Consider the following 13,022-nt stretch of genomic DNA (forward strand, 5'->3'; position numbering starts at 1 on the left):
CCTGGGGCTGTCCGTGGGGGTGGGCCTGCTGGCGTTGGGGCTGTGGGGTTTCGGGGTGCGCCGCGCGCGCCGGAAGCGGGGGAGCGGGCAAGCGTGAATCCAGAGCGGCCGGCGGGGCGCGCGCGGTAGGGTTCCGGGGCGATGAGTGACGCGAGCCGTGAGCCGGCGCCGAAGCTGACCCTGGAGGTGCGGGACCTGCACAAGTCGTTTGGTGGGCAGGCGGCGCTGCGGGGCGTGGACCTGGTGGTGCCGGAGGGCACGACCTGCGTGCTGATGGGCGTGTCCGGCTCCGGCAAGACGGTGCTGATGAAGCACATCATGGGCCTGATGCGGCCGGACCGGGGCGTGGTGCTGGTGGAGGGCGCGGAGGTGGCGAAGATGAACGAGCCCGAGCTCAACCAGATGCGCCGCAAGCTGGGCATCCTCTTCCAGGCGAACGCGCTGTTCGACTCGCTGAACGTCTTCGACAACGTGGCGTTCCCGCTGCGCGAGCGCACGAAGATGTCCGAGCCGGACATCACCCAGACGGTGAACGAGACGCTGGGGAAGGTGGGCCTGTCGCACGCGGCCACGCGCTTCCCGGGAGAGCTGTCCGGCGGCATGCAGAAGCGCGTGGGCTTCGCGCGCGCGACCATCCTCCAGCCGAAAATCCTGCTCTACGACGACCCCACGGCGGGCCTGGATCCGCTCACCACGGCGGCGGTGAATGAAATCATCACCACGGGCAAGCAGCAGCTGGGCGCCACGTCGCTGGTGATTACGCCGGACGTGGCCTCCGCCTTCGGCATGGCGGACAACCTGGCGCTGATGCACGAGGGCCGGGTGGTGGAGTACGGCCCGCCGGACCACTTCCGCCAGTCGCAGCACCCGGAGGTGAAGGCCTTCCTGCGCAACTGGCTGCGGAGGCGCTCCGCGCAGACGCAGGCACCGCAGGCCTGACCAGGATTCAGGTAGGCTGCGGCTGCCCGGGGGCCGGCGGGTTCGTGATGGAAGCAGGAGTCCGCATGTCCCGCGTCAGGTTGCGTCCCGTGTTCAAGCGTCTGTGGTTGCTCGCGCCCGTCGCCACGTTGGGAGGCGGGTGTTTCTTCTTCACGGGTGGATGTGAGTGGGGGGGCGATGGCACCTTCGAATTGACGTCCTTCATCTCCGAGCTCTTCTCGGTGGATGGAGGCGCCCTCACGGCGGACACTCCTTGTGAGGAGCTGTGCCAGAGGGTGTCGTCCGGAACGCTCCGCTCCTGCTCGATCCAGCGCACCTCGGAGACGTCTCCCGAGCCCGACAAGGTGACCTGCGTGTTTGACAGCGTCAACTGCGACGGGCGAAGGCCGGAGGGGCTGTGCAGCGACGGCGCGGTAGTGCAGGGGACACCGGTCCTCGGAGCGCTCTTCGCGAAGATTGCGCACATGGAGGCCGCGTCCGTGCCGGCCTTCGAGAGGCTCGCGGACGAACTGGCCGAGCACGGTGCGCCGGAGCACCTGGTGCGCGCCGCGAGGCGCTCCGCGAAGGACGAGGTGCGCCACGCGGACGCGATGGAATCCCTGGCCCGGCGTCACGGAGCACCGATGCCGGAGTTGAAGGTGGCGCCCTTCCAGGCCCGGTCACTGGAGGCGCTCGCCATCGAGAACGCGGTGGAGGGCTGCGTGCGGGAGACCTTTGGCGCGCTGCTGGCGGGCTGGCAGGCCCGGAGCGCGGAGGACGCGCAGGTGCGCGAGTCCCTGAGCACCATCGCTCCGGACGAGCTGAGGCACGCGGAGCTGTCCTGGGCCATCGACGCATGGGCCATGGAGCAACTGTCCCCAGAAGCCCGCGAGCGAGTGGAAGCGGCCCGCCGCGAAGCCTGGCGCGAGCTGGAGCAGGACGCGGCATCCAGCCACCTGCCAAACGAAGTGGCCCGCCACTCAGGGCTGCCCTCCGCGGAAGTGGCCCGAGGGCTCGTCAGGGAGCTGGCGTCCGAGCTGATGCCCGGAGCGCTGGCGTAGGCAGAACCAATAGATTGGTTCCAAGTCGCCGCTAGAACCAATCTATTGCACCTGCGCCGCTCCTCGCATCAGAGGGGCGGCAGCTTGTCCAGGAAGCCCGAGCGCGACAGCCACAGCATCAGCGCGAAGCTGATGGTGTTGAAGGCCGCGTGGGCCACGATGAGCGGCAGCAGCCGTCCCCGGTACCAGAGGACGAAGCCGAACCAGGCGCCCATCACGAACGTCTGGAAGACGGCCAGCGTGCCCTCGTAGAAGTGCCCCACGGAGAAGAGCACCGCGGCCCCCAGGATGGCCGGCACCCAGCCCCCCAGCACCACCTTCAGCCGGGGCACCAGGAAGCCTCGGAAGACGAACTCCTCGAAGCCCGTCACCACCACCATGATGGCAGCGAACGCCGGGATGCCCAGCCCCGTGTCCAGCAGCGCCGCCGCCACGCCCTTGCGCGCCGCCAGCTCCTCGCCCGCCAGCTTCAACGCCACCGCGACCGCCGCCAGCGGCACCGACGCCGCCAGGTGCACCGCGTACGTGCCCACCAGCACCACCCCTCCCAACAGCACCTCGCGCGCCCAGCCCTCGCGCACCAGCCCCACCTGCGCGGGCCCCTGACCGTCACGCCACAGCAGCACCGCCACCAGCAGGCACATGCCCAGCGCCCGGATGACCAGCGGCGCCATGGACAGCGAGAAGCCCTTCGTCATCTCCGCGTCCGACGCCACCCACGCGCCAGCGCCCGCGCCGCCCAGCGCCACCACCAGGCCCAGCACGCCCCACCACGCTCCCCGGCGCGAGGACTCCCAGGGCCTCAGGAGCATCAGGCCCCACGCGAGCAGCGCCAGCTCCACCGCCACGGCGGCGCCTCGGCCCAGCCGGGCCACCGACGAGGGGCCCAGCACCGCGAAGAACACGAACGCGGCCTCCGCCAGCGCCTGGCGTTTGGGCGGAGCGTTCTCCAGCAGGACGGCGACATCACCACGCAGGGGCGTCATGAATTCTCGGCGGGCAGGTACAGGGTGACGCCTATCTCGGGATCGAAGAGGGCGCGACTCCTCGCCATCTTCCCAACGTCGTCCAGCAGCTGATTGACGAAGGCATACCGTTGCACGAAGGCGTTGCTCCGGGTCTTCCAGCCGTGGGAGTCGAAGAGATACAAGGCATCGTCACTCCGGACGACGGCCACCGTGTAGCCACCGAGCACCAGCGCCACCCCCATCCGGGACGCCTGATTCAGGATGCCGAGCAACTCCTGGGGCAGGGTGTCCCGGTGGACGGACCCCGAGGCGGCCATGAGCAGCCCTCGCTGCATGACGTCCTCCTCCGGAATCTCCAGCGGGTTGTAGTAGGGCGCCTGGGGCTGCAGGACGAGCGGATCCACCACCCCGCCGCAGGACAGGGCCAACGCCTGCATCAGCAGGGCCTCGTCCTCGGTCGCCGTGTTCATCCGCTGGTAGAGCGCCGTGCCCTCCAGCAGCACGTTGTCGATGCCGCCGGTGTCCAGCCCGTCCGGGTTGGACAGCAGCGCCGCGATGGCCAGCACCGCCATCGCGGAGCAGGCGGTCCGTCCTCCCGGGACCTGGAACTGGTTGACGCTCCCCTGGATGCAGCCGGGCAGGAGGTCGTCCGGAGGAGAACCCTGGGCGCGCCGCTGCTCCAGGTATTCCGTCAGCAACCCGACGATGTCCTCCTCGAACCCTTCGCCCGTCTTCTCCTTGCCCTTGCGGCTCGGTGACGGCGGCCGGACGCCCAGCTTCACCTGCGAGTACGTCTCCTCCTCCGGAGTGAGGTCGAAGCTGCGCGCGCGGTAGGCCAGTTGCTGGAGCGCGCGGTAGGCATTGCGGAACACCACCGCGAACTCATCCAGGGGATCGTTGCTCAGCCAGACGGTGGAGGGGTCCACCTGGGCGCAGAGGCCGAAGAAGTCGTTCAGGTGCTGGTCGGTCACGTTCTGGGAGTTCAGCTTCCAGGCCGCGTACTTCTGCGCGTCGTAGGGGTAGGGCATGCGCTGGATGGCGATGGCCGCGGGCGAGTTGAGCGCCTTGATCACCAGGACGCACAGCCGCTGCGCCAGCCGCTGGGCGTGCTCCGGCAGCCGCTTCAGCAAGGGGCCCAGCTGGAAGGTGGAGGACAGCAGGGCGTCCACCGCCTGCTTGTGCAGCTCCCACAACTGGAGCTGGGCCTGGGACTGGCGCGAGCCCAGGGACTCGGAGATGAGCTGCCGGTTCTGGGCCCACTTCGAGGACAACGGCGTGGTGCAGAAGATGCCCCCGGTGGGGGCGTGGTCGCTCGTGCGGGACCAGAAGTTCAGCGCCTGGTGGTTCGGATCCACCGGGAGCAGCCCCTTGATGGGGGAGAAGATGCCGGTGTGGTGGAGGGCGAAGGCCTTGCTGATGACGAAGAAGTCGGCGCGCTTGTTGAGCTTGAAGCTCGTGCCCACCTGGGCCCAGTCCTTGATGTACCCCTGCTGCTCGAACTGCTCCTTGTTCTTCTTCGAGTTCACGCTGCGCCCGGTCTGGGGGGACTGGTTGGTGGCGGAGAGGGGAACCGCCAGGGTGAGCTCCAGCGCCGCGGCCCGCTCGTGGAAGAGGTCGTCCCACTTGCGGTTCTTCGTGTCCGAGTTCACCCCCACCGAGGCTTCGGGGTCGATGTAGTAGTCGCCCGCGATGATCCACGGCAGGTCGTTGTTCTCGGAGACGTGCTCGAAGAAGCCGGACACCTGCTCGTACTCACCCAGCCGGCCCAGCCCCTTCCCCGCGGGGGAGGTGTGGACCACGCCGATGTGCACGTCACGCCCGCCGATGCGCACGTCATGGACCACCACCGGACGCCAGGAGATGAAGCGTTCGTTGAGTTGCTCGTACTGCTGCTTGCGCTCCGCCAGGAGCTTGGGGAACTGCGTGCTCCAGCCCTTGGGCGCCTTGGTTCGGTTGACGGGCTTGGCCCAGTGGATGGGCTCCTTGGCGCGTTTACTGGAGCTCTGCCGCACCACCGAGTCATCGCTGAAGGCGCGCCAGCCGGTATGGGCGCAGGAGCTCTTCCTGTAGATGATGGGGTACCACTCACACTGGCTCTTCCCCAGGCTCCAGTCCTCCGTCACCTGCTCCTCTGCCTCGAGGTCCTCTTCGTCGTCGGAGTCCTCCTCGGTGACCTTCTGGCCCTTGTATTTCGGGTAGACCGCCTGCATCTGCGGCCCCAGCGCCAGGGCGAGCCCGTGTTTCTCGAAGTCGATCTCCAGCAACAGGGGGAGCGCCTTCTTGTTGATCTCCTGCAGCACGAGCACGTCCAGCCAGGGGTTCTGGAGGAAGAGGCGCAGGAGGAGGTCCTTCTTGTCCTGCTCCGTCTTCGTGCTGAAGTGGTTGATGTTGAAGGTGCCCACGCCCAGGTCGAGCGCGGCCTCCTCCTTCTCGTCGACCACCATCTCGAGCTCGATGGGCGGCGGCTTCGGCCGGTGGCCCGACAGCGGTTGCCGCTGCTTTCCGCGGGAGCGCAGGTTGTCGGGAAGCGGGGCCTTGAAGCTCTTGAGCTTCTGGCGGGCCTCGTTGGAGCGCGGGGACACCTTGAAGCCCGACCGGCGGATGACCTCGCCGCTGCGGAGGGTGTAGGTCCCGGGCCTGCGGGTGGGCTTCCCCTTCAGGATGACCCGGGTGACCTTCTTCATGGAACCCATGGCCCTGCAGCCCCGGCACCTCTGGGGCTGGAGCATGAAGGAGCCGTAGAAGCCGCAGATGGTGCAGTAGTACATGCCTGCCCCCCGTGGGAGCCTGGACGGGCCCCCGTCAACAGACACACCATACCGCTCATCCCGGGGCCCGGCGTGTTACGAGCCCATGCATGGCGAAAACCCTTCCCGAGCGCCCGCGCGCCGTCCTCGTCGGTGTCCAGCTTCCCGGGGTGACGGATGAAGCGCATGCCGCCGACCTGGCGGAGCTGAAGCGGCTGGTGCACACGCTGGGCTTCGACGCGGTGGCGACCGTGTCCCAGCGCCGGCAGCGGCTGGCCACCGGCACGGTGCTCGGCTCCGGCAAGCTCAAGGAGCTGTCCGCGCTCACCGGCGGCTCGGGCGTCATCCCGTCCGGCGCGCAGGGCAAGACGTCGAAGGCGCGGGAGAAGTGGGAGGCCGAAGCCGACGCGGCCCCCGAGGACCCGGACGCCCCGGTCGCTCCCGGCGATGCGGACCCGAACGGATCCGGAGCCGAGCCGCCCGACGAGGACGACGACGCCTTCCCGGACACGGACGCGGAGTCAGACGCGGACGCGGAGGCCACCGCCATCGAGCCGGGCCCCAGGCCCACCGTGGTGGTCGTGGACCACGAGCTGTCCCCCAGCCAGCTGCGCAACCTGGAGCGCGCCACGGGCGTGCAGGTGCTGGACCGCGCGGGCGTCATCGTGGACATCTTCCACCGGCACGCCAAGAGCCACGAGGCGCGCATGCAGGTGGAGATCGCCCGGCTCAACTACCTGGCCCCGCGCCTGCGAGAATCCCCGGGAGGCCGCGAGCGCCAGCAGGGCCGCGGCTCGGGTGACTCGGCGGTGGAGCTGGACCGCCGCAAGATTCGCGACCGGCTGGCGGAGCTGCGCGAGGGCCTGGCCGCCATCCAGAAGGACCAGGACCACCGCCGCTACGCGCGCCGGGACCAGCTGCGCGTGGCGCTGGTGGGCTACACGAACGCGGGCAAGTCGTCGCTGATGCGGGCGCTGACGGGCAGCGCGGTGCTGGTGGCGGATCAGCTCTTCGCCACGCTCGACACGACGGTGCGCGCGATGCAGCCGGAGACCCGGCCGCGCATCCTCGTCTCCGACACGGTGGGCTTCATCCAGAAGCTGCCGCACGACCTGGTGGCGTCCTTCCGCTCCACGCTGGACGAGGCGCTGGAGGCGTCGCTGCTGCTCTACGTGGTGGACGCGTCCGACCCCACCTGGGCCGCGCAGCGGGAGGTCACCCGCACGGTGCTCCGGGAGATTGGCGCGGACGTGGTGCCGGGCAGGCTCGTCTTCAACAAGGTGGACCGGCTGGACGCGGCGGCCCAGGACGCGCTCCGGGCCCAGCACCCCGAAGCGCTCCTCGTGTCCGCGCACCGGCCGGACGACGTGGCCGGGCTGCGCCGGGAGGTCATCGCCTTCTTCGAGGCCTCCATGGTGGAGGCGGACCTGGTGATTCCCTACGCGCGGCAGGCCCGCATCGGCGAGGTGTACGAGCACACCACCGTGGTGTCCCAGGCCTACGACGAGACGGGCAGCCGGCTGCGCGTGAGGGGTTTGCCGGGCGCCATCGCCCGGCTCACCCGGTCGTTCCAGGAGTAGGCCTCAGCGCACGACGGGCACGGTCACCGGGTCCTTCTCGTCCACGGTGACCTCCACCTTGCCCACGCGCCACAGCACCGGCTGGAACGCGAAGCTCAGGCGGTGTCCGTCCGCGGTCTCCACCAGGGCCGTGCCTTCCTTGGGAAGGTAGTTGCCCACTTCATATTCGAGCGACGTGAGCGTGATGCGGTCCGTGCCGTTCGGGCCCGTCAGCTCACCCGGACCGTCGAACACCAGCGACGAGCCGCCGATGATGGGCAGCCCGGCGCGCTTCCCCACGGTGCTGTTGATGTGGAATCGGTGGCCCTCGCGGCCGGGCACCTGGCCTTCGACCTCCGCGAACAGGCGCGTCTCGTCCGAGCACGTGCCGTAGCCCACCTTCGCCTGGAGCGTCTGGCCATCCACGGCCAGCTCGCGCAGGTCCGCCTTCATCTCCATCAGGTCCTCACCGCCGCGGTACTCCAGCACCGCGCTTCCGGTGAAGCGCAGACCGTGCACGTCACAGCCGGTGGACGGGAAGGACACGACGACGGAGTCGGTGACGTCGTCCACGGCCTGTACCCGGGCGGTCGCGCAGGTCACCGATGCGCTCAGCCCCTCCACGGCGTGGTTCAGGAAGGAGCGCCGGGGCTCGCCGCACGTGTACACGGGCATCAGGCCCAGCAGCTCGAACGCGCCCCGCACCTGGTGCGTGGAGGCCGCCAGTCGCTCCACGCGGGCCTTCGCGTCGTCTATCTCCTCCTGCGTGGGCAGGTTGTCCCCACAGGCGGTGGTGGCGAGGGCGGCGAGGGCAGCGAAGGCAATGCGGCGCATGAAGGTCTCCGGAAAGACGGTGCGGCTCCCCCCGCGCCATCGCGAGGGACCGTACCCCGAGCCATCAGCAACCGTCATGCCCCCCTCAACCCCGCGAAACCTCAGGGGAAGGGGCCCCCATGACGCCATGCGACGTGTGCAGCGCGCTGCGCACCCAGAGGCGGCCCTGTCCGGGCCCGCCCGGTCCCAAACCTGTCCGACAGTCGGACCAGTTCACGCGGTCCGCCCCCGCCCGGCCCCGGTCCCAAACCTGTCCGACAGTAGGACAGGTTTCCGTGGGTCGCCGCCGGAGGGGAGGCGGTGCTCAGGTCCGAGGAGACTGGGAGATGCCTTCGTCCGAGGTCGCGTCCTCGTCCTCCCCGCTCTCTTCGTCCGCGGACAAGGCGTCGTCGTCCTCCAGGTCGTCCTCCGGCTCCTGCGCGTCCACGTCTTCCGGCGCGGCGTCGGACGCTTCCGTGAGGACGGTGCCCAGCGGGTAGAGGACCAGGTGGCGCAGGGGCTCGCTGCCCACGCTCACGGCCTCCAGGTGGTTCTTCACCACCAGGGTGTGCTGCAACTTCCGCAGGCGCGACGGGCGCGGCGCGAGCGGCAGGCTGATGCCCTCCGAAAGCACGCGCTGGATGGCCTCCTCCGCGTCCGCGACCGCGGCGTGCACGTCCGCGGGGTCCACGCCCTCCAGCAGGTGGAACTCCGTGCGCAGCGCGCGGCGGATCTCCGTGGCGCTGTTGCGCTTGATGGCCAGCACCCGCGCGCCCACGCGCTCCGCCGCGCGGCGCAGCCGGGGTGAATTCGCGCGGCTTCGCAGCGTGAGCACCACCTCCGCGTTCTCCGGACGGCCTACCACCACGGCCTCCACCGGCAGGTCGCGCAGCACGCGCTCCAGCAGCTCGCGGCTCACCGCGTGCGCGGCGATGCGCGTGGGCCCGGGCCGGGGCGCGCCCAGCGCGGGCGTCCCCTTCGGCACTCGGACTCCCGGCGGCGTGGCCTCCACCACCTCCGGCGCGGCCTCCACGTGCACGGCGCCGTCCTGCTGCCGCCGCTTCTCGCCGCCCACCTCCGCGCCCGTGAGCAGCCGGTCCACCGCGCCGCCCGTGTCGCGGTGCACGCGCACCTCGTCGCGGTTCACCATCTCCACCACGATGTCGAACGTGGGCGTGCCCTTGCGCTCCGTGACGGTCTTCTGCGTGCCCCGGCGCCGTGCCTCGTCGTCGCTCAGCGTGACGGTCTGCACGCCGCCCACCAGGTCGGACAGCGTGGGGTTCAGCACCAGGTTCTCCAGCGTGTTGCCGTGCGCCGTCGCCACCAGCTGCACCCCGCGCTCCGCGATGGTGCGCGCGGCGGCGGCCTCCGCGGCGGTGCCAATCTCATCCACCACGATGGCCTCGGGCATGTGGTTCTCCACCGCCTCGATCATCACGTCGTGCTGACGGTCCGGCCGGCTCACCTGCATGCGCCGGGCGCCGCCGATGCCGGGGTGCGGGATGTCCCCATCGCCGCCAATCTCATTGGACGTGTCCACCACCATCACGCGCTTGCCCAGCGCGTCCGCGAGCACGCGCGCCACCTCGCGCAGCTTCGTCGTCTTGCCCACGCCCGGCCGCCCGAGCAGCAGCAGGTTGCGCCCGGACTCCACCAGGTCGCGCAGCATGTCGATGGTGCCCTGGATGGCGCGCCCCACGCGCAGCGTGAGCCCCACCACGCGGCCCTGGCGGTTGCGGATGGCGGACACGCGGTGGAGCGTGCGCTCGATGCCCGCGCGGTTGTCTCCGCCCACCTCTCCCACGTGGGCGAGCACCGCCTGGAGCGCTTCCTGCGTCACGGGTGCTTCCGACAGGCGCGCCACGCCGTGCACCAGCCGCGCCTCCGGAGGCCGCCCCAGGTCCATCACCACTTCCAGCAGCTCCGCCTCGGGCAGCTGCCGCACCGCCTCCTGGAGCGATGGCGGCAGGACCGCCACCAGCAGGGCGAAGTCGTTGTTGGCGGGAGTTCCAGGAGCCATCCCCCAAAGCTGCCTCGCCCCGCCCACTGGCGCACGGCTTTCCTGCGCAAGGCCCTGAACGGAACGCCCGGGAGGACAACCCCTCCCAGGCCGGCAGGCGGCCAGGCGCACCGCGCGTGACGGCGAGGAGCCGGACGGGGGCCATCCCTACCTTCAGGCCATGCCCACCGAGACGCAGGATCGCTCCCCCCTCTGGCCCCAGCTCGAGCAGGAGGCGCGCGAGCGCTTCAGCGTGGAGGACTTCCGGCCCGGCCAGCGGGACATCATCGAGGCGGTGCTCGCGGGGCGCGACGTGCTGGGCGTGCTGCCCACGGGCGCCGGCAAGAGCCTCACCTTCCAGCTGCCCGCTCTCTTCGTGCCCGGCGCCACGGTGGTGGTGAGCCCGCTGCTCGCGCTGATGCACGACCAGCGCGAACACCTCACGGAGCGCTACGACCTGGACGCGGCGAAGCTGGACTCCACGCTGAAGGCCGGCGAGCTGAAGGCGCTCCAGAAGGAGATCCGCCAGGGCGAGCACGAGTTCATCTACGTCACCCCCGAGCAGCTGGAGAACCCGGAGCGACTGGCGCTGCTCAAGCGCGCGAACGTGAGCCTCTTCGTGGTGCATGAAGCGCACTGCGTCTCGCAGTGGGGCCACGACTTCCGGCCCGCCTACCTGTCATTGGGGGACGCCCTCCGCGCGCTCGGCCGTCCCCGGGTGCTCGCGCTCACGGCGACCGCCACGCCCCGCGTGCGCGAGGACATCCGCAACCAACTGGGGATGGAGGATCCGGTGGTGGTGTGCACCGGCATCCAGCGCGAAAACCTCACGCTGGAGGTCCACCGCACGGTGAACCCGGAGCTCAAGCGCCAGAAGCTGCTGGCGCTGCTGCGCGCCAACGACGGCAGCGCCATCGTCTACACAGCCACCGTGCGCAAGGCGGAAGAGCTGTGGCGCTGGCTGCGCGCGGAGGGACTGGAGGCGGGCCGCTACCACGGCAAGCTCAGGGCCGCCGAGCACGAGGAGAACCAGCGCCACTTCATGGACGGCACCACGCCGGTGGTGGTGGCCACGAAGGCCTTCGGCCTGGGCATCGACAAGCCGGACCTGCGTGCTGGTGGCCGCGGGCGTGCTGGAGAAGGGCGCGCGAGGCGTGAAGCAGCTGCGCGCGTTCCAGTCGCCCGAGGCGTTGGACGCGTACCTGCGCGCGTACGAGGACCGCCACCAGGGAGACCGCGAGCGCCTGGACGCGATGATGCGCTACGGGAGCACCACCGCGTGCCGCTGGAAGGTGCTGGGCAACTACTTCGAGGAGCCGCTGGAGGACGACTGCGCCCGCTGCGACAACTGCCTCGCCCGCGCCGAAGGCCGCTTCGAAGCCCGTCCTCCCACCCGCGCGAGGCCTCCCATTGTTCACCGGGAGTATCAGTCCGGGGTCGCCGCCGCCCCTGCGGCGTAGGGCCCTCTTTCCCCACCTCAGCGCGACATGGAGACCCGGAATTCGTACTCAAAGTACGGTCCTCCCGGGTCTTCAGGCTTGGGGGCATTGTGCGCGAATACAGTTATGGCGTATATTGCACAGCATACCTGGACGTAATGCACTTCAGACCTTTCCCCCGAGGTCTTGAAAGGCGGAGACGCGATGGCGGAAGGCAAGTTGAAGGCGCTTGTGGTGGATGATGACCCACTCGTGCTGGAGCTGGTGGAGCGCTCCATCAGCCGCTACGGCTTCGAGGTCGTCACCACGCGCGCGGCGCTGGGCGTGGCCAACCTGCTGCGGACCGAGCAGCCGGACATCGTGCTCCTGGACGTGAACATCCCGGCGCTGAGCGGCGACCGCATCCTGGGCGTGGTGCGCCAGTTCGCGGGTCCGGACACGCTGTTCATCCTGTACTCGTCCATGGACGAGTCGCGGCTGCGCGAGCTGGTGCGCGCGTCCGGCGCGGACGGCTACATCCCCAAGGGCATCACCGGTCCGGAGCTGGCGCTGAAGCTGTCCGGCATGCACCACAAGCGGATGGCGAACCGCCCCACGCCGGTGCGCGCGGACCCCATGCTTCAGCGCGACGTGCCCGCGCCCCAGTCCCAGAGCACCACGGCCCAGGTGTCGCTGGCGTCGCGGTAGGTGTGGACGGTCTCGAACCCGACCCGCGCGTGCGCGCGCAGGGAGCGGGGGTTGCGCACCGAGACCTCCGTCACCACGCAGTCGAAGCGCGAGCGAAGCTGCTCGCGGTGCTGGTGGTAGAGCGCGTCGAAGAGGCCCGTCCCCCGGTGGGCCTTGTCCACGCACACCTGCCCCATCACGTAGAAGCGCTGGTCCTTCAGCGGCCGGCCCCGGTGTTCGAGCCCTTCGAGGAGCGCGAACATCGGGTCCAGGACGGGGACCCGCGCGCGGCACTCGCGAGGCATCACCAGCGCGTACGCCACGACGTCGGAGCCCTGCACGGCGATGATGCTGGGCTCGAGCGCGTGCATGTGCTCCAGCGTGGCCAGGTCATGCTGGACGGTGACGAAGCCCTGGGCGTGCTGCTCCTCGGGTGACAGCGCGGGAGGCAGGTTGCGGCGCTGCAGGGCCAGCACCTGCTCCAGCTCGTCTCGGGACTGCACGGCCCTCACGACATACGGATGCGACGGCATGGCGCGGGAGCATAGGTCCGCGCCATGCCTTGAGGCGTCAGCGATCGAAGCCATCCGGCCATGGCGAAGGCCTGGCCGGCAGGTCGTCTTGGGGCGGGTGGCGGGGCTTCCGCGGCGACACGGAGGTCTTCGTATCCAGCCCGGCGGGTCCCGGGGGCGGCTTGTCCGGCAGGTCCTGCTGGGGCTTGTGGGGGATGGGTACCAGGATGGGGCTGATCCGGCATCTCGACATGACCGTGTCCTCCTGACGCGGCCGCCGCGGGGTCCGGCCTCGCCAACCCCCGCGTGCGGCTTCCTCTTGAAGACGTGTCAGGTCGGG

Annotated in this window: 10 protein-coding genes and 1 pseudogene; 6 read left to right on the forward strand and 5 right to left on the reverse strand. The window is 70.2% G+C overall.

Going from position 1 to position 13,022, the window contains the following annotated elements; translation table 11 throughout:
• Window positions 1-141 precede the first annotated feature (141 nt).
• Both D7W82_RS18450 and D7W82_RS18455 read left to right on the forward strand, forming a co-directional pair.
• Complete coding sequence (locus tag D7W82_RS18450) at window positions 142-939, forward strand: ABC transporter ATP-binding protein (protein ID WP_120619610.1); 798 nt, start codon at window positions 142-144, stop codon at window positions 937-939.
• A gap of 89 nt (window positions 940-1,028) precedes the next feature.
• On the forward strand, window positions 1,029-1,979 hold the full coding sequence (locus tag D7W82_RS18455; RefSeq protein ID WP_120619611.1) for a hypothetical protein: 951 nt from the start codon (window positions 1,029-1,031) through the stop codon (window positions 1,977-1,979).
• Window positions 1,980-2,047: 68 nt separating this feature from the next.
• On the opposite strand, the gene D7W82_RS18460 is transcribed toward D7W82_RS18455, so the two are convergent.
• On the reverse strand, window positions 2,048-2,956 hold the full coding sequence (locus tag D7W82_RS18460; protein WP_120619636.1) for a CPBP family intramembrane glutamic endopeptidase: 909 nt from the start codon (window positions 2,954-2,956) through the stop codon (window positions 2,048-2,050).
• A 5-nt stretch (window positions 2,957-2,961) separates the two neighbouring features.
• Window positions 2,962-5,715 carry a hypothetical protein gene (locus D7W82_RS18465; RefSeq protein ID WP_120619612.1) on the reverse strand — a complete coding sequence of 918 codons (2,754 nt, stop codon included), beginning with the start codon at window positions 5,713-5,715 and terminating at the stop codon, window positions 2,962-2,964.
• 89 nt (window positions 5,716-5,804) lie between these two features.
• Between D7W82_RS18465 and hflX the strand changes: the two genes are divergently transcribed.
• Window positions 5,805-7,274 carry a GTPase HflX gene (hflX, locus tag D7W82_RS18470; protein ID WP_120619613.1) on the forward strand — a complete coding sequence of 490 codons (1,470 nt, stop codon included), beginning with the start codon at window positions 5,805-5,807 and terminating at the stop codon, window positions 7,272-7,274.
• 3 nt (window positions 7,275-7,277) lie between these two features.
• Here the strand turns inward: hflX and D7W82_RS18475 are convergent, their stop codons facing one another.
• Both D7W82_RS18475 and D7W82_RS18480 read right to left on the reverse strand, forming a co-directional pair.
• Window positions 7,278-8,087 carry a hypothetical protein gene (locus D7W82_RS18475; RefSeq protein WP_233587779.1) on the reverse strand — a complete coding sequence of 270 codons (810 nt, stop codon included), beginning with the start codon at window positions 8,085-8,087 and terminating at the stop codon, window positions 7,278-7,280.
• A 304-nt stretch (window positions 8,088-8,391) separates the two neighbouring features.
• Window positions 8,392-10,086, reverse strand: a complete 1,695-nt coding sequence (locus D7W82_RS18480; RefSeq protein WP_120619615.1) for a R3H domain-containing nucleic acid-binding protein — start codon at window positions 10,084-10,086, stop codon at window positions 8,392-8,394.
• A 160-nt stretch (window positions 10,087-10,246) separates the two neighbouring features.
• Between D7W82_RS18480 and D7W82_RS18485 the strand changes: the two are divergent.
• The 3 genes and pseudogenes from D7W82_RS18485 to D7W82_RS18490 form a co-directional block, all read left to right on the forward strand.
• A pseudogene (locus D7W82_RS18485) lies at window positions 10,247-11,119 on the forward strand (RecQ family ATP-dependent DNA helicase); the annotation flags it as partial.
• Between the two features lie 202 nt (window positions 11,120-11,321).
• On the forward strand, window positions 11,322-11,525 hold the full coding sequence (locus tag D7W82_RS41600; RefSeq protein ID WP_233587787.1) for a RecQ family zinc-binding domain-containing protein: 204 nt from the start codon (window positions 11,322-11,324) through the stop codon (window positions 11,523-11,525).
• A gap of 213 nt (window positions 11,526-11,738) precedes the next feature.
• The gene (locus D7W82_RS18490) at window positions 11,739-12,191 is read left to right on the forward strand and encodes a response regulator (RefSeq protein WP_370451035.1); all 453 of its coding nucleotides are present in this window, start codon (window positions 11,739-11,741) and stop codon (window positions 12,189-12,191) included.
• Here the strand turns inward: D7W82_RS18490 and D7W82_RS18495 are convergent.
• A complete protein-coding gene (locus D7W82_RS18495) occupies window positions 12,125-12,703 on the reverse strand; it encodes a GNAT family N-acetyltransferase (protein ID WP_120619617.1) in 579 nt (192 codons plus the stop codon). The two genes, D7W82_RS18490 and D7W82_RS18495, sit on opposite strands and share 67 nt — an antisense overlap.
• Window positions 12,704-13,022: the final 319 nt, after the last annotated feature.

This window comes from Corallococcus sp. CA049B, assembly GCF_003611685.1.
GTDB classification, from domain to species: domain Bacteria; phylum Myxococcota; class Myxococcia; order Myxococcales; family Myxococcaceae; genus Corallococcus; species Corallococcus coralloides.

Coding starts and splice junctions, on each gene's coding strand:
- D7W82_RS18450 (WP_120619610.1), top strand. CDS start 142: ATGAGTGACGCGAGCCGTGAGCCGGCGCCGAAGCTGACCCTGGAGGTG.
- D7W82_RS18495 (WP_120619617.1), bottom strand. CDS start 12,703: ATGCCGTCGCATCCGTATGTCGTGAGGGCCGTGCAGTCCCGAGACGAG.
- D7W82_RS41600 (WP_233587787.1), top strand. CDS start 11,322: ATGCGCTACGGGAGCACCACCGCGTGCCGCTGGAAGGTGCTGGGCAAC.
- D7W82_RS18475 (WP_233587779.1), bottom strand. CDS start 8,087: ATGCGCCGCATTGCCTTCGCTGCCCTCGCCGCCCTCGCCACCACCGCC.
- hflX (WP_120619613.1), top strand. CDS start 5,805: ATGGCGAAAACCCTTCCCGAGCGCCCGCGCGCCGTCCTCGTCGGTGTC.
- D7W82_RS18465 (WP_120619612.1), bottom strand. CDS start 5,715: ATGTACTACTGCACCATCTGCGGCTTCTACGGCTCCTTCATGCTCCAG.
- D7W82_RS18480 (WP_120619615.1), bottom strand. CDS start 10,086: ATGGCTCCTGGAACTCCCGCCAACAACGACTTCGCCCTGCTGGTGGCG.